This is a genomic window from Leifsonia sp. NPDC058292 (assembly GCF_042880955.1).
GTDB lineage: Bacteria > Actinomycetota > Actinomycetes > Actinomycetales > Microbacteriaceae > Leifsonia.
The window spans coordinates 1-20,416 of the sequence record NZ_JBHVYL010000022.1; the positions used below are offsets into that span (position 1 = coordinate 1).

Below are 20,416 nucleotides of genomic sequence, written 5' to 3' on the forward strand. Positions count from 1 at the left end.
GTTCGCAATGCGAACCGCGGCCCACCTCTTTTTGTCGTTACTCGCTGCTGTCTACCGGGGTCCCCGCCGCGAGGGGCCCCGGGCGCCACCGAACGCGCAGCGTGAGGCGGCGTTTGGGGGAGCGTTTGGGGCGCAGCCCGCGGTGACATGCCCTGTAGCCGGAGCGCGAAGCGGTTTGGCGAAGCTGGACTCTATCGAGCACACCGTCGCTCGTTTAGGTCAGACCCGCGGACTATCACCTATAAGAGACCTCAAACGGGGCATCGGCGCATTCCCTGTCTCGCCAGCAAGTTGGTGCGTCGAGTCGCGGTTCCGCGTCGATGCCTGGGCGAGTGAACTTGCCAAGGGAGCGCACGGTGACGCCGAGCGCGCAGTGTCTACGAGTGCAGTTCGTGCGTGGCGGGCCGGCTTGAGGGTTGTCGTCGAAGTGCCCGTGCAAGGCCGATACTCCCGCGCGTTGAGTGAGGCGACGATTCTCGTCTCAAGAGCCACGCGAAACGATCCGGATGCTTACGCCGAGGCGCTGGACGGGTTCGCCGCAACTCAATGACCCCTGTGCATTCACCGCACCAACGCATCCCCCCTACCGCCACCCCCGCGAACGATATATCGTTGACTATCGTTACGACTCACACGAGGAGGACATCATGAGCGGTTCATTCCCGGCCGGAGGGTTCGGCGCAGGCGGGCTCGGAGGCGGCTTCGGCGGCCCCGAGGGCATGTGGCAGGCGTTCGACCAGTTGCGGTCGACGTTCGAGAAGAAGGTCGGCACCAGGATGGGCCGCGGGGATGTGCGGGCCGCCGTGCTCGCACTGCTCGCCGAGAAGCCCATGCACGGCTACCAGATCATCCGTGAGATCGAGGAGCGCAGCGGCGGCAGCTGGAAGCCCAGCGCCGGCTCCGTGTATCCGACGCTGCAGTTGCTCGCCGACGAGGGCATCATCACGGCCGAAGAGTCCAACGGACGCAAGACGTATGCGCTCACGGAGGCCGGCCGCGAGGAAGCCGCCGACGCGGGCCCCGCGCCGTGGGAAGGCTCCGCGGGTACAGGCGCCGGAGCCGGCGACAGTGCCGCGTTCGGCGCGCTGCCGAAGGCGGGCTTCGAGCTCGCGCAGGCCGCCGCGCAGGTGCGCCGCACCGGAACGCCGGAGCAGGTCGAGGCGGCCGTCACCGTGCTCGACGAGGCCCGGCGCCGGCTCTACGCCATCCTCGCGCAGGACTGACGCGGGTGACGTCGGTCGCACGCGAGCAGGCGGATGCGCCCGCCGCCGGACCAGCACGTGCGCGCTACCGCCGCATCCTGCGGTTCGCCGGCTGGAATCTCGCCGTCACCTGGTGGTACGAGCTCGTGCTGCCGCGCATCGGGTTCGCGCGTGTCACCGAGCGCACCCGGTCGAAGCGCATGCGCAGGTTCGCGCAGCGGTTCCATGTGCTGGCCGTGGAGCTCGGCGGTCTGATGATCAAGGTCGGGCAGTTCATGTCGTCGCGGCTCGACGTGCTGCCTCCCGAGATCACCGCCGAACTCGAGGGGCTGCAGGATGAGGTGCCTCCCGTGCCGTTCCCCGGCATCCGGGCGCTGGCCGAGGCCGAGTTGGGCGTGCCGCTGGAGCGCGCGTTCGCGTCGGTCGAGCCGACGCCCGTCGCAGCCGCATCCCTCGGCCAAGCGCATCGCGCCGTGCTCTCCGCCGTCGATGCGGAGGACACGGGGCTGGAACGCGCCGTGGTCAAAGTGCAGCGGCCCGGCATTGACGCGATCGTCGACGTCGACCTGGCGGCGCTGCGTCGGGTCGGCCGCTGGCTGAGTCATGTGCGGCTCGTCTCCGACCGGGTGGATGCACCCGCCCTCGTCGAAGAGTTCGCCCGCACCAGTCTCGAAGAGATCGACTACCTGCACGAGGCCGCCAGCGCGGAAAGATTCGCTGCCGACTTCGCCGCCGACGAACGCGTGTCGGTGCCGGAGGTCGTGTGGGAGCGCACGACGCGGCGCGTGCTCACGCTCGCCGATGTGACGGCGATCAAGATCACGGATGTCGATGCCTTGCGCGCCGCGGGCATCGACCCTGCCGAGGTGGCGCCGGTGTTCGCCGCGGTGATGTTCGACCAGCTGTTCACCAACGGCTTCTTCCACGCCGACCCGCACCCCGGCAACATCTTCGTGACGCCCCTCGCCGGAGCGGCGGCAGGAGCAGTTGCAGGAGCAGCCGCAGGAGCATCCGCAGGCGCAGCCCCCGGCACGGCCTGGCGCCTCACGTTCATCGATTTCGGCATGATGGGCGAGGTGCCCACCGGCACGCGCACCGGCTTGCGCAAGCTGCTCATCGCCGCTGCAGCGCGTGACGGCAAGGGGCTCGTGGACGCGATGCGCGACGTCGGTGTGCTGCTGCCGTCGGCCGACACCGCCGACCTGGAACGCGCGATGACGCAACTCTTCGCCCGGTTCGGCGGGATGGGATTCGCCGAGTTGCGCGAAGTCGATCCGCGCGAGTTCCGCGACTTCGCCGTGCAGTTCGGCGACGTGGTGCGGTCGCTCCCGTTCCAGCTGCCCGAGAACTTTCTGCTGATCATCCGTGCCATGTCGCTCACCTCCGGGGTGTGCAGCGCGCTCGACCCCGAGTTCAACCTCTGGGATTCGGTGGAGCCATACGCCGCGCAGCTGGTGCGCGACGAGCGCGGCAACGTGGTGCAGGATGTCGCACGGCAGGCGCTGGAGATCGCGGGTGTCGCCGTACGGCTGCCGAAACGCTTGGATGCCCTCGCCGCACGGTTCGAAGACGGCACCGTCTCGGTGCGAACGCCCGAGCTCGAGAAACGGGTCTCGCGCCTGGAGAGAACGGCCCGCCGCCTCGTGGGGGCGGTGCTCTTCGGCGCCCTCCTCGTTGCCGGTGCCGTGTTGCGGGGGAGTGACGCCGTACTCAGCACGGTGGTGCTCAGTGTTTCGGTGCTGCCTCTGCTGTACACGCTGTTCCCCGGTCGTCGCGGCCGATGATTGCCGTGCGGGAGGGCTCCGGTCTAAGCTGACGACTGCTCAGTAGTTGGGGACCGGCCCGGTCTGCTCACCGTTGATAGCGAGCGTCCGCCGTCGGACGGACGCGAGGACTCGGGATGAGCAGCAGCGAATACGACGTCGTCATCATCGGCGGCGGGGCGGTGGCGGAGAACGTCGCAGAGCGTGCCGTGCAAGGCGGTCTGACCGCCGTGCTGATCGAGCACGAGTTGGTCGGGGGCGAGTGCTCGTTCTGGGCGTGCATCCCGTCGAAGGCGCTGTTGAGACCGGCGCAGACGGTGCGGGCGGCCCAGTCCGTCGATGGTGCGGCAGAAGCCGTGACCGGCGAGATCGACGTCGCCGCCGTGCTGAGACGGCGGGATCGCCTCGTGTACGACTGGTCGGATCAGAGCCAGGTGGACTGGGTCGACGGCGCTGGTATCGACCTGATTCGCGGGCACGGTCAGCTCGTCGGCGAGAAGCGCGTGAGCGTGACCGCAGCGGACGGTTCGACGACGCAGCTCACCGCGCGCTCGGCCGTCGTGATCTCGACCGGCTCCGACCCCGTGGTGCCCGACACTCCCGGCCTGCGTGACAGCGAACCGTGGACGAGCAGGGATGCGACCAGCGTCAAAGACGTTCCATCGAGTCTGGCCATTCTGGGTGGCGGGGTGGTCGGTTGCGAGATGGCGACGGCGTATGCGGGGTTCGGATGCGCGGTGACGCTCATCTCGCGCGGCGGGCTCCTCGCGAACATGGAGCCGTTCGCCGGCGAGATGCTCGCTGAGGCGTTGCGGAAGCAGGGCGTCACCCTGCTGCTCGACACCGAGGTCGCGCGCGTCGAGCGCACAGCCGACGGCGTGCGGGTCGAGCTCGGCGACGGCGGCACGGTGACCGCAGACGAGATCCTCGTCGCCACAGGGCGCAAGCCGCGCACCGGAGCGGTCGGCCTCGAGACCGTCGGCCTGAAGCCGGGTGACTGGCTGCCGACCGACGACACGATGCGTCTGCCCGGCTTCGACTGGCTTTACGCCGTCGGCGACGTCACGCACCGAGCGCTGTTGACGCACCAGGGAAAGTACCAGGCGCGCATCGCCGGTGACGTGATCGCGGCGCGGGCGAACGGCGACGAGGTGTTCGACGGGCCGTGGGGGCAGCACGTCGCCACCGCCGACCACGAGTCGGTGCCGCAGGTGACGTTCACCGAACCGGAGATCGCATCCATCGGCCTCACCGAGTCCGCGGCCCGGGCGGCCGGCTACACGGTGAGCGTCGCCGACTACGACATCGGCTGGGTGGCAGGCGCCGTCGTGCGCGCGGACGGCTACACGGGCAAGGCGAGGATGGTCGTCGACGACGACCGCCGCGTGGTGCTCGGCGCGACGCTGGTGGGCCCGGATGTCGGCGACATGCTGCACGCCGCGACCACCGCCGTCGTCGGGCAGGTTCCGATCGACCGGCTCTGGCACGCGGTGCCGTCGTATCCGACCGTGAGCGAGATCTGGTTGCGGCTGCTGGAGACCTACCGGCTGAACGCCAGAAAAGCAGCACGAGAAGCCGCCGAGCAGAAGGAGAGCTGACATGTTCATGAAGCTGGAAGTCGTCGTCGTCCCCGTCTCCGATGTGGACAGGGCGAAGGCGTTCTACGAGAGTCTCGACTGGCGTCTCGACGCCGATTTCCCGCTCGACGCCCGCTACCGGGTGGTGCAGTTCACGCCGCCGGAGTCGGAGGCGTCGATCATCTTCGGCACGGGTGTGACCGACATGACGCCCGGGTCGATCCAGGGGCTGCAGCTCACCGTCTTCGACCTCGACGAGGCAAGGGATGCGCTCGTGAAGGCCGGCGTGGATGTGTCGGAGATCTGGCACGATTCGACCGGGGTGTTCCACCACGCGGGCACGCGGGAACGGCTGAGTGGGCCGCATCCGGAACGTGCCGACTATTCTTCGTTCGCCTCCTTCGAGGATCCGGACGGCAACGGCTGGATCCTTCAAGAGATCAAGACCAGGCTGCCAGGGCGATGAGCGACCAGGATGCGGCCGCGCCCGACCCCGCGGACATGACCCCGGTCATCCTCGAAGCGTTGAAGGCGGCAGCGGCCGCGCACGGCGTTCACGAGGCCGTCGAGCTCAAGGGCGTCTACGACGAGCAGTGGCCGGAGTGGTACGCCGCCCACATGACCAAGACGTTCGCCGACGCAGGGTACCGGCTGGTGCGTTCGGCGTAGGGAGCGGTCGAACGGTGGAGGAGTGGCGTAGGTTTCGGTAGGTGGCCGAAAACAATTCAACGACCCCGCAGGGCGCGTACTTCGTCGCGCTCGGCGGCAACCGGTATGAGCCGACCGAACGCGCCGGCGGAGCGTGGAGCCCCGACGAGATCCACTTCGCGCCGCTCGGCGGTCTGATCACGCATGCGATCGAGCAGCACGTCGCGGCGGCCGAGGAGTCGGGGAGACGCGGGGACGGGCTGCAGGTCGCCCGGATCAGCTTCGACATCCTCGGGTTTCTCGCCGCCCAGCCGATCGACATCGCCGTCGAGACGGTGCGGCCCGGGCGCAGCATCGAGCTCGTCGAGGCGACGGCCACGATCGCCGGGCGCGCGGCTGTTCGTGCTCGGGCCTGGTTTCTCGACAGCTTCGACACCCGCTCGGTCGCCGGCGGCCAGGGCGAGCCGCTCCCCGGGCCTGAGTCGGCCGTATCCCTGCCCCTCCGAACGGTGTGGAGCGGTGGCTTCGTCGCCTCGCTCGACGCCCGCGCGGCCGGCGCCTCCGAGCCCGGGCGCGGCACGGTCTGGCTCGCCACGGAGACCGCGCTGGTCGCGGGAGAGGAGGCGTCGCCGCTCGCCTCGTGGATCGGACTCATCGACACCGCGAACGGCGTCGCCGTGCGGCAGTCGCCGGCCGAGTGGATGTTCCCCAACGTCGACCTGACCGTGCACCTGCACCGCCGCCCGGCCGGGCGCTGGATCGGCCTCGACACCACCGTGGTGTTCGGCGCCCAAGGTCACGGCCTCACGAGCAGCGTGCTCCACGACGAGACCGGCCCGGTGGGCGTGGCGCAGCAGGCGCTCACGATCCGGCCGCTGAGCCCCGAGCACTGAGCGGATGCCTCGCGAGGGGATGAGCGCCGAGGTGCTGCTCGACGGTCCACGCGGCCGGCGGCTGTGCCTCGAGGTCGAGCGCGCGCTGAACGGGAACCCTGAAGCTGACGGTGAGCTGACGGATACGGTCGTGCTGCAGGCTCTTCGAACCTCGGTGAGTCGCGCGATGTACTGGCAGGAGCCGGACCCGGAGGACATGCTCGCGGGCGAACCGGAGCAGAGGGCGTCGCTGATGCGCGCCGCCCGGATGATCGCCGAGTCGCCGCTCGCGGCCTGGTGGGCATCCTCGACCGACAGGCAGGACCAATGGCTCGTGACCTTCGAGGGCGCGCCGGGTGCGCCCGCGCCCGCGCATTCGCCGCAGGCCGGGTCCGGGCCGGGCGCGCGACGCACGCTCGACGTCTGGCGCGCGGCGGTGGAGGGCGACGAAACGCGGTGGCGTGGGTATGCCCCCGGCCCGGTCGCGATGAGCGGACCCTGGTGGTCTGTCCCGCCCCGCGCGCTTCTGCGCACGACAAGGTCGTTCGGCCGTCTGGGGCCGCTTGGCGTGCACCTCGTCGAGGATGCGTTCGACTGGCGTCACGCAGATGTGTGCCGCGTTGCGATCGCCGAGGATGCGCGTGTGCTCGACATCGCCGGCGCCACGGAGTGGGCCGACCTGTGCCGACGTTATCCGCTCGATGTCACCGCATCCCGCGAGAACGATTGGTCGCGCGCGACCGGCAGAAGCGGGCGTTGGCTAGTACCGGACTGGGTTCGCGTCGCGGGCGACTACGACGGAGTGCATCTGACGGTCGGTGGCTACCTGAGTGCCGCCGGGCGGGCGATCGAGGTCGTTGACGACTGGGCCGGCGTAATCGCCGGCTGGGCGCCCGACGAGACGGTGTGGCTTCGTGACGGTGTCGCGGTCGCATCCGGCGACACCGAACGGTGGACGGGCGGGGTCAACGAGGAGTGGTGGAAGGGCTGAGGCCCGAGCGCTCGATGCCTCGACGGCGCTGGGCACGTAGGGTCACGCGCAGATTTGGTAGGGCCAGTTTTCGCACCAGCGTCCAGATCTCCGACGAACCAGCGGCTCGTCGTGAGCAACTCGCTTTGCGGGCGTCCAAGACGATTCCCTCACGCTCCTTTTGATCAATCACAGGCTCAGTCGAGATCTGGGTCGGCCTTGGAATCGGATTCGGCGCCTCCTGGCTCTTGGAGTTCCAACTCGTAGGCGTCGCCGCGCACGCAGCGGCTCCTGGCCGAGAAGTCCGCGTGTCCGGTTCCTACCGTGAACTGGACGAGAGGCTTGCCGCTCACGGTTCCGGATAGCCACGGCGGACCCGAAAGGATGTAGCGAGCAGGTGTCATCTTTCGGTCGAAGACAATCGCCACGTCGTGCCCGTGCTCCGCCCAGAGGGAGCGAACCTGGTCGGCGACCTTAGCTGGTTGGGCGTCTAAGGGCTAGCCGCGGCGTTGGTAGAAGATCGCGTACGACGCTCCATCGTCGCCACCGTCCAATGTGCAAGCCATCCAATGGCGAGAACTTATGTCCCACTTGCCACCAACCATCTCGCTCGTCACCTCGAACATTGTGCGGACCTCATCGGCGGCCTCTTCTGGGGTCATAGCTGAACTTCTTTCATTTCCAGTTGATGCGCTCCTGGGTTGTGTTGGGGACGCGCAGCCCGCCATCGACGCAAACAACGTACAGGCGACAGCCGCCAGGACCTTGTTCATTAGCGGGCGGACCAAGGTGTCCCCTTTTTCATGATGTCTTCGGCCCGGTCGCCCAGGGCTGTGGTGTTCGCGTCGAAATAGCTATGGCTCTCGGGATCACCCTTCGCGCCGAAGGGGCCTGAGTCACGGCATACAGCTTCTTTCCGTTCACGTCGACGCCGGCTTCAGAGCTGAACGCTTGTGCTCCGGTCGGCCTCGCGAGGTGAGTGCAATTGCCGTGCATTGCGGCCGCGGCCGCCTGCGGGGCGGACTTCACTCGTCGTATTGGCCTTCGCCGCGCTTGGGCTCCCACATCCCAAGTTCTCCTTCATCGCCGGGAACGCAACGGCTCGTTCCCGAGAAGGTCGCGAAGTTGTCGCTGATCGTGAATTGAATGAGGGGAAGATCGCGGCTGGAGCCGGACATCCACGGCGGGTCGGAGAGGATATAGCGAGACGGCGCGACAGCGGAGTCGAACAGCACTTCGACATCGTGCCCATGCGCCTTCCACAGCTTTCGCAACTGCTCTGCGACGTCGGCTGGGTCGCCTGGCGACGGTTGTTCCACGCGTCGGTACATCATCGAGTACTGCGCCATCGGCTCAGCTTCGGGGTCGGAGCACTCAAGCCAATTGCGTGAGTAGGTCGTCCAACTCCCGCCGAGTAACTCTCGAGTGCTCTCGAAAATGTCTTGAATTTCTGCCTTTGCCTCTTCGGGCGTCAACTGGGTTTTCCTCGTTTCCTGGGTCGTCGTTACTGGTGGCGCGCTACTACACGCACTCGCGAGATTCACGGTCGCCGTCAGAACTATCAGTACTGCCAAGCTTTTGCCTATTTGGCGGCCCACGGGATTCCCTTCGTCATCCAATCGACGAGGCGATCGCGCGACTGCAGCGCGAGCCGGTCGGCCGGCGTCCCGCCGGATATCGTCGCCGCTCCGCGGCCGGTCGTGACCAGGGCCGTGTTGTAAAGGGACGTCGTGTTGCGGTCGAAATAGCTACGACTCTCCGGGTCTCCAGGTGCGCCGAAAGGACCGTGCTGAGTCACCTCATATAGTTCCTTGCCGTGCGCGTCCACTGCGGCCTCTGAGCTGAACACTTCCGTGTCGAAGCCGGGAGCGGTTGGATCTTGCCGCCCGCTCAGCGCTTGACCTGTCGGTGCCCAGCCATCGTGGTGCGCTTGGGACGCAAATACCTCGCCAAGGGGCACGTTGAGTGCGGCTGCACTGTCGATTGTCGTGGAGATTCCGGCTGACCCGAGCATCACGAAGTGGTCAACGCTAGCCGAGGTGAGCGCGATGGCGGCGACTGTGCTGCCATAGGAATGGCCCACCAGGGAAATTTCTGGCGATCTGCCCTGGGATGCATAAACCGCATGCAGTCCATTGAGGGAATCAGCGAGCCTCAAGGCTCCGGCTTTGGCAGAATCGTCAGTCTTTACGCCGACGACATCGGTCGACCCCGGAGGGAAGTAGTCGAGCCACGCAATGACAGCTGAAGAACCCGTTGGGTGGCTCGCAACGGTCCCCTGCGCGTCGCGAAGGTTGGTGGCCGCGTTCTTGTACGCCCCGATGTCGCCGGCGACGGTCGTGCCCATGCCGGGCACCAAGTACGTCGCGAATTCGGCCTTGTCGAGGTCGCCGATCGAGAGTGCTGCGCCGACCGCGGGTTCGAGCGTGAGGGACATGAGTTGGCGCGGGGGCGCCTCATCCATCCCTCCGCGGACGGCCGTCTTGAGCGCGCGCAGCGCCTTGAGTTGCTCTGGGTCGCCGCCGGGGGCTGATGCTGTTTCGAGTGCCCGGTCGAGGACGGTGGTGTTGGCTTGGTGGCGGGACCAGTAGGCGACGCCTTCGAGGGTGCCGATCACGCCGGGGAGAGCGGCGATGAGTGCGGCTTGGGCGGGGGATGCGGTGCCGAAGGTGGGGCTGTTCATGCTGGTCCACCAGGCGGCGACGGTGGCGGGGTCGGCTGAGGCGAGCGTGGCGGCCAGGCCGGGACGGAACTTCAGGAGGATGGCCAGGTCGGTGGCGGAGAGGCTGGTGAGGGAGCTGAGGAGGCCGGTGGGGGTGGCGGTGACGATCGCGTTTCTGAGGAAGGGGGCGGTTCTACCCAAAGCGGAGGTGCCGGTGAGGGCGGTGACGCAGGCCGTGTTCGCTTGGTGGCGGCGGGCGAGGAGGTCTTCCCAGTCGCGTTGCACCTTGCGGAGTGCGGCGCGTTCGGTGTCGATGGTCTCTTCGAGGCGGCGCAGCGACGCGGTCGAGGTGGGGTCTGCTCCGGTGAGGGCGAGAACGTCGCGTTCCAGGGGGGAGATTGTGTGGTCCTGCATCGCTTGAGCGTCTGTGATCGCCTGTTCGGCGGTGTTGCGGCGTGCCTCTAAACGTTTCTGTTCGTGTTTGATCTCCACCAGCGCTTCGGCGTAGGCGCGTAGTGCTGTTGCTTGGGCGTCCAGACCGTTGGCGAGGAGGAACAGGTCGGGGGTGGTCTGGTTCATCGCGGCGAGGAACGCGACCTGGGCTTTACCTGACCAGCCGGAGTCAGTCACGGTGGCTTGTGCTGCGGTCACGGTCGCGTGTACGTCGCGCAGTTCGGTGGCTTTCCGTGCCCGGATGATCGCGAGATGCCTGATCGCAGCTGGCTCCCCGGCGCCCGGGTTCGTTACATCGACCGGCATCAGAACGCCCGCGCCAAAGCCGGGTCCGCCAGGACGACGGCGACATCGACTCGTAGTACGGACAACGGCAGCCCCCAAGATGCTTGTGGATGATCAGCGCCCCCCGGCGCTGATAAGCAGGTTATGGGTTGAGCGAATGCAAGCAATAACCCTGGTCAGAAATGATTTCGGTATACAAGAACACAGCGAGACGACGGGTGCAGTCGGCAAGATCGACCCCAGCAGGCGGTCGCCTCTTCGACCACTGATGTCAAGCCCTCGATCCTCGACCGGTTGCGGTGTCGGGTGGCGATATGAATGCCGAGCGCACGAGCGCCGAGCCGCGCAACACCGCCGAGCCGTTCGTTCCGGCGTCCCCGAATCTGCGGGCGCTGCGTGAGGCCGCGCCGGGATGCCGCGGCTGCGAGCTCTGGCGCGACGCGACTCAGGTCGTCTTCTCGGTCCGGCCGGGCAGCTGCTCGACAAGGCGCTGGCTGCTGCCGGAATCGAGCGCGGCGACGTATACCTGACCAACGCTGTCAAGCATTTCCGGCATCACCTCGAGCCGCGAGGTAAGCGGCGCATCCACGACAAGCCTGCCGTCGGGCACATCGTCGCGTGCCACCCGTGGCTCGAAGCCGAGCTGGCGGTGGTGAAGCCCGCGATCGTGGTCTGCCTCGGCGCGACGGCTGCGCGATCGGTGCTGGGAAGGACGGCCCGCATCGAGGCGGAACGCGGAAAAGTCATGCCGCCCGGTCAGGTGAACGGCAACCCGAACGCGGCCGCGCTCATCACCACCCATCCGTCGGCGCTTCTGCGATTGCGTGGCAAGCAGGGCTGGGACGAAGCGTTCGACGCGTTCGTCTCCGACCTTGAGACGGCAGCTAGGGAAGTTTCAAGCGAACGTGAGAAGGGAATCCGATGACCAACGTCAGCGAGTACGTCATACAGCGAGTGAAGGAGTGGGGCGTCAGCCGAGTGTTCGGGTACCCGGGCGACGGCATGGGCGAGTTCGACGGGATGCTCGGCAAAGCCGAGCGCGATGGCGAAGGTTTCGAGTACATCCGCCCGACGCACGAGGAGATCTGCGCGCTGATGGCGACCGCCCACGCGAAGTTCACGGGCGAGGTCGGCGTCTGTATCGCCACGTCGAGTCCCGGCGGCTTTCACCTGTTGAACGGTCTCTACGACGCCCAGATGGACAACCAGCCCGTCGTCGCGCTCGTGGGCCAGCAGGGCCTCGACTCCCTCGGCACGTTCAACCAGCAGGAGAGCAACCTCGAGCGCACGTTCGCCGACGTGGCGTGTTACGTGCAGACGATCGTGTCACCGCGGCAGGCGCAGGCGGTGATCGACACCGCGTTCCGCACGGCGCGTGCGCGTCTCCAACCGGCGGTCGTCATCATCCCTCACGACGTGCAGGGGATGAAGATGGTCGAACCGTCGCCGGCGATGTGGGTGTCACGGTCGAGCGCCATCGCACCCGACACGGCGATCGTTCCGCCGCGCAGCGAGCTGGTGAAGGCGGCCGAGATCATCAACGCTGGCGAGAGGGTGACCTTTCTCGTCGGCCACGGCGCGAACGGCGCCACGGATGAGGTGCTCGCCGCCGCGGAACTCGCCGGCGCCGGCATCATCACGGCACTGCGCGGCAAGCAGGTCGTGCCGTCGGAGATCGCCCACCACTCGCAGCAACTCGGACTGCTCGGTTCGCTGCCGAGCCTGCATCAGATGAAGGAGTGCGACACACTCGTGCTGCTCGGCACCAGCTATCCGTACGGGCAATTCCTGCCCGAAAGCGGCCAGGCACGCGCTGTGCAGATCGACCTCAAGCCGGAGCAGATGGGCTTGCGCTACCCCACGGAGCTGAATCTGTGGGGCGATGTGACGGCGACACTTGCCGAACTCGTCCCGTTGCTGCAGGCGAAGTCCGATCTCGGCTGGCAGCGCAAGGTCGCCGACGAAATGGTGCAGTGGGAGTCGGAGATGGAGGCGCAGGCGATGCTCGAATACGACGACGGCGTCAATCCGCGTCGCGTCTTCCACGAGCTGAACAAGCGCCTGCCCGCGCAAGCGATCGTGACCGCGGACGCCGGAACGACCGCCGACTGGTACGGCCACCACATCAGGTTGCGCCCCGGCATGATGGGCGACCTCTCGGGCCGCCTCGCCACGATGCTGGCCGCGATGCCGTACGCGGTCGCGGCGAAGTTCGCGTACTCGGAGCGAACGGTCGTCTGCACCATCGGTGACGGCGCCTTTCAGATGCTCGGGATGAACGAGCTGATCACGGTTAAGAAATACTTGGACAGGTGGCAGACCAAGCAGTTCATCGTTCTGGTGGTGCACAACGACGACCTGACCCAGGTGTCGTGGGAGATGCGCACCGAAGACGCCAACCCGGTGTGGAATACGGCCCAGGTCGTGGAGTCGGTCGACTACGCAGGGTGGGCCCAACTGCTCGGGTTCCAGGGCATCCGGGTGACCAAGGATGAGGAGGTCGGCGCGGCGTGGGACCAGGCGTTCGCGCATCAGGGCGTGACCCTGATCGACGCGCACACGAGCAAGAACGTGCCGCCGCTGCCGCCGCACATCACCGCCGAATACGCCAAGAACACGGCTGCCGCGCTGCTGAAGGGCGATCCCAGTGAGCTGGCCGTCATCCGCGACTCCGCGGCCGCCCTCATCACAGAAGGGGTCGAGCGGGTCAAAGGCAAGCTGCATCTCGGAGACGCCGCCGAGAAGGCCGCCGAGAAAGACGCCGGGAAAGACGCCGACTAGGGTGGCGCCGGTGCACTCCCTGCGCGGGCCGTCATCCCGCGTGCGCCGGTGGACAAACGTCGGTGTGCGCGGCGGGGGAAGCTGGGTGGGTAGAGCCGTACCGCAAAGGAGCACCCCATGCCCGACACCCTGCTCGACCGAGTCAGCGCCGACGCTGCGACAGGCCGCGACATCCACGACCCAGCCACGGGTGAGCTGATCGGGCGGGCGCCCGAGGCGACCGTCGACGATCTCGACGCGGCCGTCGCGCGGGCCCGGGATGCGCAACCGGCCTGGGAGGCGCGGGGTCACTCCGAGCGCACCGAGATTCTGCTGCGGGCGGCGGATGCGATTGACGCGCACGCCGAGGAGCTCGCCCGCCTGCTCTCGCGTGAGCAGGGCAAACCGCTGAACGGGCCGAACGCGCGCTTCGAGCTCGGGGCGTGCTCAGCGTGGCTCCGCACCTCCGCGACGCTCGCGCTCGAGCCGGAGGTCGTCGTCGACGACGGCGACACGCACGCCGAGCTGACCTACAAGGCTGTCGGTGTGGTCGGGGCGATCGGCCCCTGGAACTGGCCTCTGATGATCGGCATCTGGCAGCTCGCTCCGGCCCTCCGGATGGGCAACACCGTCGTGTTGAAGCCGAGCGAGTACACACCGCTCAGCGTGCTCGCGCTCATCGGCGTGATGAACGAGGTGCTACCGAAGGATGTGGTGATCGGCGTCTCAGGCGGGCGCGACGTCGGTGCACGGCTGGCGAGCCATCCCGATGTCGACAAGATCATGTTCACCGGCTCCACCGCCACGGGCCGCAAGATCATCGAGAGCTCGGCGGGCAACCTCGCGCGGCTCACACTCGAGCTCGGCGGAAACGACGCGGGCATCGTGCTGCCGAGCGCCGACCCGCAGGCCATCGCGCAAGACCTGTTCTGGGGTGCGTTCATCAACACCGGGCAGACCTGTGCCGCGCTCAAGCGGCTCTACGTGCACGACTCGATCTACGACCAGGTCGTCGACGCGCTGGCGGAGATCGCCGGGCAGACGCCGATGGGCAACGGTCTCGACGAGAACAACGTGCTCGGGCCGCTGCAGAACAAGCAGCAGTTCGACATCGTGAACCGCCTGGTCGAGGATGCGAAAGCGAACGGCGCCCGCATCGTCACCGGCGGTCAGCCTGCGACAGACCTCGGCCCGCTCTTCTACCCGATCACGCTGGTGGCCGACGTCGCCGACGGGGTCGCCATCGTGGACGAGGAGCAGTTCGGGCCGACGCTCCCGATCATCCGGTACAGCGACATCGACGAGGCCGTCGCCAGCGCGAACCGTCTCGATGTCGGTCTCGGTGGCTCCGTGTGGGGCGACCGCGACGAGGCCCGGGCGGTCGCGGCCCGGTTGCAGGCCGGTACCGTGTGGATCAACTCGCACGGCGGCGTTCACCCGATGATCCCGTTCGGCGGCGTGAAAGGCTCCGGCTACGGCCTCGAGTTCGGCGTCGAAGGGCTGAAGTCGGTGGCGGTGCCGCAGATCATCAACGGCTGAGCTCGTCAACGGCTGAGGCATCAACGACTGAGCGGAATACCCGCGTAGGCCGCGGTGTTCGGGTCAGCATGGCAACCACAGAGATCACCAGCCAGAACCATGACCAGACCGTCGCCGACGGCATCGTGCTGCTCGACTTCTGGGCCGACTGGTGCGGCCCCTGTCACATGTTCGCCCCGGTTTTCGAGGGCGCATCCGAGAAGCATTCCGACATCACGTTCGGCAAGGTCGACACCGAGGCCGAACAGGACCTCTCCGCCTCTTACGGCGTTCAGTCCATCCCGACCCTGATCGCCTACCGCGACGGCATCCCGCTGTTCTCGCAGGCCGGCGCCCTCCCCGCCGAGGCCGTGGAAGACCTGATCGCCCAGCTGCGGGCGCTCGACATGGACGAGATCCGCGTCGAGTACGCGAAGCAGAAGGCCGAAGCCGAGGGCCGCTGAGCTCGCTCCGCCGGGCGGCGACGCCTCACCGGGGTGAGAGTACCCCGCCTGTTCACCCTGCGGAACCGGGTAGTCGCGGGATGAGCCCCGGCCTATAACGGGATGCATGAAAGCTCTCACCTGGCAAGCGACCAAGCGCGTCGAGGTCGTCGACGCGCCCGATCCCGTGATCGAACAGCCCACGGATGTGGTGATCCGCATCACGTCGACGGCGATCTGCGGCTCCGATCTGCACTTGTACGACGTGCTGGGGCCGTTCCTCGCGAAGGGGGACATCCTCGGACACGAGCCGATGGGCATCGTCGAGGAGGTCGGCTCTGCGGTGCGCTCGCTCGCTGTCGGCGACAGGGTGGTCATCCCGTTCGTGATCGCGTGCGGTGAGTGCTTCATGTGCAAGCGCGGGCTCACCACGCAGTGCGAGGTCACGCAGAATCGCGAGCACGGCACGGGAGCGAGCCTTTACGGGTACACGGAGTTGTACGGGTCCGTCCCCGGCGGGCAGGCCGAGCGGCTGCGCGTTCCGCTCGCGGACTTCAACGCGCTCAAGGTCGGCGAAGAACTGCCCGACGAGCGCTACCTCTTCTTGAGCGACATCCTGCCGACGGCGTGGCAGGGCGTGCAGTATGCGAACCTGCCCGACGACGGTGTGCTCGGTGTGATCGGCCTCGGCCCGGTCGGCCAGTTCGTCAGCCGCATCGGCGTGCACCTCGGGCACCGTGTTGTCGCGGTCGACCCCGTGCCCGAGCGCCGGGCGATGGCCGAGCGGCACGGCGTCGACACGTTCGACCTGAGCGACGACGCGGCGGCCTGGCTGCGCGAGGCGACGGACGGGCGCGGTCCCGACGCCGTCGTCGATGCGGTGGGGATGGAGGCGCACGGCAATCCGACCGCTGCCGTCGCTCAGTCGGCCGTCGGGCTGCTGCCCGATCCGGTCGCCAAGAAGCTCATGACGACGGTGGGCCTCGACCGCCTGGCCGCGATGATGCTCGCGTTCGACGCCGTGCGCCGCGGCGGAACGGTCTCGCTCAGCGGGGTCTACGCCGGTGTCGCCGACCCGGTGCCGTTCATGAACCTCTTCGACAAGCAGATCGCCCTCCGGATGGGGCAGTGCAACGTCCAGACCTGGCGCGACGAGATCCTGCCGCTCGTTGAGGACCCGGCCGACCCGCTCGGCACCGAAGACCTGGTGACCCACCGCGTGGGTCTCGACGAAGCTCCCCGGATGTACGACCTCTTCCGCGACAAGCAGGACGGCTGCATCAAGGTTGTGCTGAACCCCTGACGCCGAGCCGGATGCGAGGGCTCGCCCGGTCGACGGGCGAGCCGTCGCGCTGACTCAGATCCGCTCGACCTGCACCTGGATCTCGGTCACCCAGTCGGGGCCAGGGATGTGGCCCTTGGCTTCGAGGTAGACCTCGCGGCTCGCCCCGGTCATCCGGTAGCCGTCTGCCACGACCTGGTCGACGAGAGCCGACCAGGAGTCGCCGATGCCCGACATGTCTCCCCGGTGGAGTGTGGTGGCGGCCAGCGGAATCGCCGGCAGTTCCACAACGTCGTAGCCTGTCCCGGCGACCGGTTCGGTTTCGGCCGGGTAGGAGATGTTGACAGCGAGGCCCTCGGAGCCTTCGACCTCCTCGTACCAGAAGATCGATGGCTCGAGGATGGGCCGTCCCGCGGCGGTGAGGGCTCTGTCGAGTCTCCCGATCAGCGGGCCGACCATGGGGCCGACGTTTTCGGGCCCCATTCCGGGAGCTATGCCGCGAACGGCATACACGGTGACGGGCTCGATCGGACGGTAGGTGACTGATTCGGACATGGTTTCGGTTCCTTCCAGAAGTCGGAGGCGTCGCCGAATGCGTTCGAGTCGTGCGGTGTCTTCGGCCAGGGACGACTCGATCTCGCCGAGCCTCTCCTCCAGCACCGTCCGCAAGGCAGAGGACTCGTCGCCGGCGGTGGAGCCGGCGTCGAACACTGCCGCTATGCGGTCGAGACCGATGCCCAGCCCGCGCAGCTCGACGATCCGCAGCAGGTGTTGCAGCTGATCGTTCGAATACTGGCGGTAGCCGGTGCTGCTGTCGACGCGCGCGGGCGTCAGCAGCCCGATCGCGTCGTAGTGCCGCAGCATCCGCACGCTGACCCGCCCGAAGGCGGCGAACTCTCCGATGGTGTACATGATGGAACCCACGCTCGACCATGACACAGTGTGAGAGTCAAACGGAAGAATCCGGCCCGGACGGCCCCTCGGCTACTGGTGCCGTGGCTTGCGAGGCGGCCGGTCGTCGCGGTCGTTGCGTTCGCGGCGCGCGCCCGGTCCACGGTCGGGCCGCATCTCGATCAGCTTTCCGCTGATGCGGGTGCCGGACAGGCGCGAGAGCACATCCCCCGACAGGTCGGCGGGCAACTCCACCACCGAGAAGTCGGGCATGATGCGGATGTGCCCGAAGTCTTCGCGGCTCAGGCCGCCCTCGTTGGCCAGTGCGCCGACGATCTGGCGCGGCTCCACCTTCTGGCGCTTGCCCACCTCGATGCGGTAGGCGGCCATCGGCTTGTCGCTCCGCTGGCGACGCGGGGGGCGGTCGTCGCGGTCTCCGCGTGAACCGCGATCGTCGCGGCCACCTCGATCGCCGCGCCCGCCCCAGTCGTCGCCCGATCGGGCGTCGCGTTCGACGCGCTGGCTGAGGACGTCCTGGGGCGACAACAGCAGCGGTTCGTCGCCCTGAGCGACGACCGCCAGCGCGGCGGCCACATCCGCCTCGGGTACGTCATGGTGCTCGACGTAGTGACCGATGATGTCGCGGAACCGGGAGATGCGATCCTCCTGCCCGAGCGCCGCGGTGATCGCGTCGTCGAACCGCGCGAGACGCGTGACGTTCACGTCGTCGACGCTGGGGAGCTGCATCTGGGTGAGCGGCTGGCGGGTCGCCTTCTCGATGGCGGTCAGCAGGCGGCGCTCGCGCGGGGTGACGAAGCTGATCGCGGCGCCGCTTCGGCCCGCGCGCCCTGTGCGGCCGATGCGGTGCACATACGACTCGGTGTCGATGGGGATGTCGAAGTTGACGACGTGGCTGATGCGCTCGACGTCGAGTCCGCGGGCCGCCACATCCGTCGCCACCAGGATGTCGAGCTTGGCCGACTTGAGCTGCTCGACGGTGCGCTCGCGCTGGGCCTGCGGCACGTCGCCGTTGATGGCGGCAGCGGAGTACCCGCGGGCTCGCAGCTTCTCGGCGAGAGTCTCTGTCTCGTTCTTGGTGCGCACGAAGATGATCATTCCCTCGAAGTTCTCCACCTCGAGGATGCGGGTGAGGGCGTCGACCTTCTGCGGGTACGACACCATCAGGTACCGCTGCGTGGTGTTGGCCGAGGTCGTGGTCTTGCTCTTGACCGTGATCTCTTCGGGGTCGTGGAGGTACTTCTTCGAGATGCGGCGGATCTGCGCCGGCATCGTCGCCGAGAACAGTGCGACCTGCTTGTCGTCCGGAGTGTCGGCGAGGATGGTCTCCACATCTTCGGCGAATCCCATCTTCAGCATCTCGTCGGCCTCGTCGAGCACCAGGTACTTCAGCTGGGAGAGGTCGAGCGTGCCCTTCTCCAGGTGGTCCATGATGCGGCCGGGGGTGCCGACCACGATGTGGACGCCGCGGCGCAGCGCCGACAGCTGCACGCCGTATCCCTGGCCGCCGTATACGGGCAGCAGGTGGACGCCGCGCATGTGCGCCGCATAGCTCTCGAACGCCTCGGCGACCTGGAGCGCCAGCTCGCGGGTCGGGGCGAGCACGAGCGCCTGCGGGCTCTTCTGCGCCAGATCGAGGCGCGACAGGATGGGCAGGGCGAAGGCCGCGGTCTTGCCGGTTCCGGTCTGCGCGAGGCCGACGACATCGCGTCCGGCGAGCAGCAGTGGGATGGTGGCAGCCTGGATGGCCGACGGATTCTCGTAGCCGACATCGTTCAGAGCCTTGAGAACGGCGGCGTCGAGCCCCAGGTCGGAGAAGGTCGTCGCAGCGCCGGCAGTTTCTGCCTCGGTCTGCGGTGTTTCGGGAGACGTCATGTTCCAACGGTAGCCCCAGCAGGCCCGCCTTCGCGCCTGCCGGATCGCCCCTCGGCTGGCTATCGTTGCTCCGGACGGGATCCATCGCACCACACGACACGACCGGGAGCCTTCATGCGCAGCACCCTCACCGATCTCTTCGGCATCGACAGCCCGATCGTGCTCGGGCCGTTCGGCGGTCTGTCCTCCGTCGAGCTGACGGCCGGCGTCAGCGAGCTCGGCGGGCTCGGCTCGTTCGGGCTCTACGGGTTCGAGGCGGGGCGCATCCGGGAGACCGTCGCGGCCCTGCGCGGTCTCACCGAGCGCCCGTTCGCCCTCAATCTCTGGATTCCCCACGACGACGCGGTGGCCGCCGACGTGTCGCCGGCGGAGTTCGACCGCTTCGCCGCCGCGCTGACCCCCTACTTCCGCGAGATGGGGATGGCGCTGCCGACGCGGCCGGAGCGCTACCTGCCGACGTTCGAGGAGCAGCTCGATGCGGTGCTCGAGCAGGCCCCGGCGGTCGTGAGTTTCGTGTTCGGCGTGCCCGCACGCGATGTCGTCGAGGCGATCCACGCCCAGGGCAGTCTGGTGGTGGGCACGGCGACGACGGTCGACGAAGCGCGGGCGCTGGATGCCGCCGGAGCGGACGCCATCGTCGCCACCGGGCTGGAAGCCGGGGGCCACCGGGTGTCGTTCCTCCGGTCTGCCGAGGAGTCGCTGGTCGGCACCTTCGCGCTCGTGCCCCAGGTGGTGGATGCGGTCGGCGTGCCCGTCATCGCGGCCGGCGGGATAGCCGATCGGCGCGGGGTCTCCGCGGCTTTCGCGCTCGGCGCGAGCGGTGTGCAGGTCGGCACGGCCTTCCTGGCGACCAGGCAGTCGGCGACGAACGATGCTCACCGCGAGGCGATCCGGGGCGCAACCGCCGACGGTACCGTGCTCACGCGCGCGATGAGCGGCCGGCTGGCGCGCGGCATCCCGAACCGCGCGATCCGCGAGATCGAGGCCGGCGGCGTGATCGCGCCGTTCCCCGTGCAGAACTGGCTGACGGGCCGGTTCCGCGCCGAGGCGGTGAAGCGGGGCGCCGCCGAGCTGCAATCGCTGTGGGCGGGACAGTCGGCGGCGCTCGCCCAGCACAGCGACTCGCGGGATGTCTTCGCCGAGTTGCTGGCGGGAGTTCCCTCGGAAGGACGATGATGACCTTGTGACGGGATGCGG

Annotated in this window: 17 protein-coding genes; 13 read left to right on the forward strand and 4 right to left on the reverse strand. The window is 68.0% G+C overall.

The annotated features are described in order from the left end of the window. The first annotated feature begins 647 nt into the window (after positions 1-647). The 7 genes from ACFVWR_RS12695 (at position 648) to ACFVWR_RS12725 (ending at position 7,053) form a co-directional block, all read left to right on the forward strand. Entirely contained in the window at positions 648-1,223 is a 576-nt protein-coding gene (locus ACFVWR_RS12695; protein WP_387212320.1) for a PadR family transcriptional regulator, read from the forward strand. Positions 1,224-1,228: 5 nt separating this feature from the next. Then, a complete protein-coding gene (locus tag ACFVWR_RS12700; RefSeq protein WP_387212323.1) occupies positions 1,229-2,986 on the forward strand; it encodes an ABC1 kinase family protein in 1,758 nt (585 codons plus the stop codon). A 116-nt stretch (positions 2,987-3,102) separates the two neighbouring features. Next, positions 3,103-4,563 carry a dihydrolipoyl dehydrogenase family protein gene (locus ACFVWR_RS12705; protein ID WP_387212326.1) on the forward strand — a complete coding sequence of 487 codons (1,461 nt, stop codon included), beginning with the start codon at positions 3,103-3,105 and terminating at the stop codon, positions 4,561-4,563. 1 nt (position 4,564) lies between these two features. Next, on the forward strand, positions 4,565-5,008 hold the full coding sequence (locus ACFVWR_RS12710) for a VOC family protein (protein WP_387212329.1): 444 nt from the start codon (positions 4,565-4,567) through the stop codon (positions 5,006-5,008). Then, entirely contained in the window at positions 5,005-5,211 is a 207-nt protein-coding gene (locus tag ACFVWR_RS12715) for a hypothetical protein (protein WP_387212331.1), read from the forward strand. Before ACFVWR_RS12710 ends, ACFVWR_RS12715 begins: the two co-directional genes overlap by 4 nt. Positions 5,212-5,252: 41 nt before the next feature. After that, positions 5,253-6,083 carry a thioesterase family protein gene (locus ACFVWR_RS12720; protein ID WP_387212334.1) on the forward strand — a complete coding sequence of 277 codons (831 nt, stop codon included), beginning with the start codon at positions 5,253-5,255 and terminating at the stop codon, positions 6,081-6,083. A gap of 4 nt (positions 6,084-6,087) precedes the next feature. Continuing rightward, on the forward strand, positions 6,088-7,053 hold the full coding sequence (locus tag ACFVWR_RS12725; protein WP_387212337.1) for a hypothetical protein: 966 nt from the start codon (positions 6,088-6,090) through the stop codon (positions 7,051-7,053). A gap of 1,004 nt (positions 7,054-8,057) precedes the next feature. Here ACFVWR_RS12725 and ACFVWR_RS12730 read toward each other — a convergent pair. Further along, on the reverse strand, positions 8,058-8,507 hold the full coding sequence (locus tag ACFVWR_RS12730) for a hypothetical protein (protein ID WP_387212340.1): 450 nt from the start codon (positions 8,505-8,507) through the stop codon (positions 8,058-8,060). Between the two features lie 107 nt (positions 8,508-8,614). After that, complete coding sequence (locus ACFVWR_RS12735) at positions 8,615-10,453, reverse strand: alpha/beta hydrolase (protein WP_387212343.1); 1,839 nt, start codon at positions 10,451-10,453, stop codon at positions 8,615-8,617. Between the two features lie 391 nt (positions 10,454-10,844). Here ACFVWR_RS12735 and ACFVWR_RS12740 point away from each other — a divergent pair, with 391 nt between their 5' ends. From ACFVWR_RS12740 to ACFVWR_RS12760, 5 genes are all read left to right on the forward strand, one after another. Continuing rightward, the gene (locus ACFVWR_RS12740; protein WP_387212346.1) at positions 10,845-11,357 is read left to right on the forward strand and encodes a uracil-DNA glycosylase family protein; all 513 of its coding nucleotides are present in this window, start codon (positions 10,845-10,847) and stop codon (positions 11,355-11,357) included. After that, on the forward strand, positions 11,354-13,213 hold the full coding sequence (locus ACFVWR_RS12745) for a thiamine pyrophosphate-requiring protein (protein WP_387212349.1): 1,860 nt from the start codon (positions 11,354-11,356) through the stop codon (positions 13,211-13,213). Before ACFVWR_RS12740 ends, ACFVWR_RS12745 begins: the two co-directional genes overlap by 4 nt. Positions 13,214-13,330: 117 nt before the next feature. After that, the gene (locus ACFVWR_RS12750; RefSeq protein WP_387212352.1) at positions 13,331-14,731 is read left to right on the forward strand and encodes an aldehyde dehydrogenase family protein; all 1,401 of its coding nucleotides are present in this window, start codon (positions 13,331-13,333) and stop codon (positions 14,729-14,731) included. Then, on the forward strand, positions 14,728-15,174 hold the full coding sequence (gene trxA, locus ACFVWR_RS12755) for a thioredoxin (RefSeq protein WP_387212464.1): 447 nt from the start codon (positions 14,728-14,730) through the stop codon (positions 15,172-15,174). The genes ACFVWR_RS12750 and trxA overlap by 4 nt, the downstream gene beginning before the upstream one ends. A gap of 106 nt (positions 15,175-15,280) precedes the next feature. Beyond that, the gene (locus ACFVWR_RS12760) at positions 15,281-16,456 is read left to right on the forward strand and encodes an alcohol dehydrogenase catalytic domain-containing protein (RefSeq protein ID WP_387212355.1); all 1,176 of its coding nucleotides are present in this window, start codon (positions 15,281-15,283) and stop codon (positions 16,454-16,456) included. Between the two features lie 54 nt (positions 16,457-16,510). Here ACFVWR_RS12760 and ACFVWR_RS12765 read toward each other — a convergent pair whose 3' ends face one another. Both ACFVWR_RS12765 and ACFVWR_RS12770 read right to left on the reverse strand, forming a co-directional pair. Further along, on the reverse strand, positions 16,511-17,347 hold the full coding sequence (locus tag ACFVWR_RS12765) for a MerR family transcriptional regulator (protein WP_387212358.1): 837 nt from the start codon (positions 17,345-17,347) through the stop codon (positions 16,511-16,513). Positions 17,348-17,419: 72 nt separating this feature from the next. Next, complete coding sequence (locus ACFVWR_RS12770; protein ID WP_387212361.1) at positions 17,420-19,219, reverse strand: DEAD/DEAH box helicase; 1,800 nt, start codon at positions 19,217-19,219, stop codon at positions 17,420-17,422. Between the two features lie 114 nt (positions 19,220-19,333). Here ACFVWR_RS12770 and ACFVWR_RS12775 point away from each other — a divergent pair, with 114 nt between their 5' ends. Beyond that, on the forward strand, positions 19,334-20,395 hold the full coding sequence (locus ACFVWR_RS12775; protein WP_387212364.1) for an NAD(P)H-dependent flavin oxidoreductase: 1,062 nt from the start codon (positions 19,334-19,336) through the stop codon (positions 20,393-20,395). The last annotated feature ends 21 nt before the right edge of the window (positions 20,396-20,416 follow it).

Coding starts and splice junctions, on each gene's coding strand:
- ACFVWR_RS12775 (WP_387212364.1), top strand. CDS start 19,334: ATGCGCAGCACCCTCACCGATCTCTTCGGCATCGACAGCCCGATCGTG.
- ACFVWR_RS12770 (WP_387212361.1), bottom strand. CDS start 19,219: ATGACGTCTCCCGAAACACCGCAGACCGAGGCAGAAACTGCCGGCGCT.
- ACFVWR_RS12740 (WP_387212346.1), top strand. CDS start 10,845: ATGCCGCGGCTGCGAGCTCTGGCGCGACGCGACTCAGGTCGTCTTCTC.
- ACFVWR_RS12745 (WP_387212349.1), top strand. CDS start 11,354: ATGACCAACGTCAGCGAGTACGTCATACAGCGAGTGAAGGAGTGGGGC.
- ACFVWR_RS12760 (WP_387212355.1), top strand. CDS start 15,281: ATGAAAGCTCTCACCTGGCAAGCGACCAAGCGCGTCGAGGTCGTCGAC.
- ACFVWR_RS12750 (WP_387212352.1), top strand. CDS start 13,331: ATGCCCGACACCCTGCTCGACCGAGTCAGCGCCGACGCTGCGACAGGC.
- ACFVWR_RS12710 (WP_387212329.1), top strand. CDS start 4,565: ATGTTCATGAAGCTGGAAGTCGTCGTCGTCCCCGTCTCCGATGTGGAC.
- ACFVWR_RS12695 (WP_387212320.1), top strand. CDS start 648: ATGAGCGGTTCATTCCCGGCCGGAGGGTTCGGCGCAGGCGGGCTCGGA.
- ACFVWR_RS12735 (WP_387212343.1), bottom strand. CDS start 10,453: ATGCCGGTCGATGTAACGAACCCGGGCGCCGGGGAGCCAGCTGCGATC.
- ACFVWR_RS12725 (WP_387212337.1), top strand. CDS start 6,088: ATGCCTCGCGAGGGGATGAGCGCCGAGGTGCTGCTCGACGGTCCACGC.
- ACFVWR_RS12705 (WP_387212326.1), top strand. CDS start 3,103: ATGAGCAGCAGCGAATACGACGTCGTCATCATCGGCGGCGGGGCGGTG.
- ACFVWR_RS12765 (WP_387212358.1), bottom strand. CDS start 17,347: ATGTACACCATCGGAGAGTTCGCCGCCTTCGGGCGGGTCAGCGTGCGG.
- ACFVWR_RS12715 (WP_387212331.1), top strand. CDS start 5,005: ATGAGCGACCAGGATGCGGCCGCGCCCGACCCCGCGGACATGACCCCG.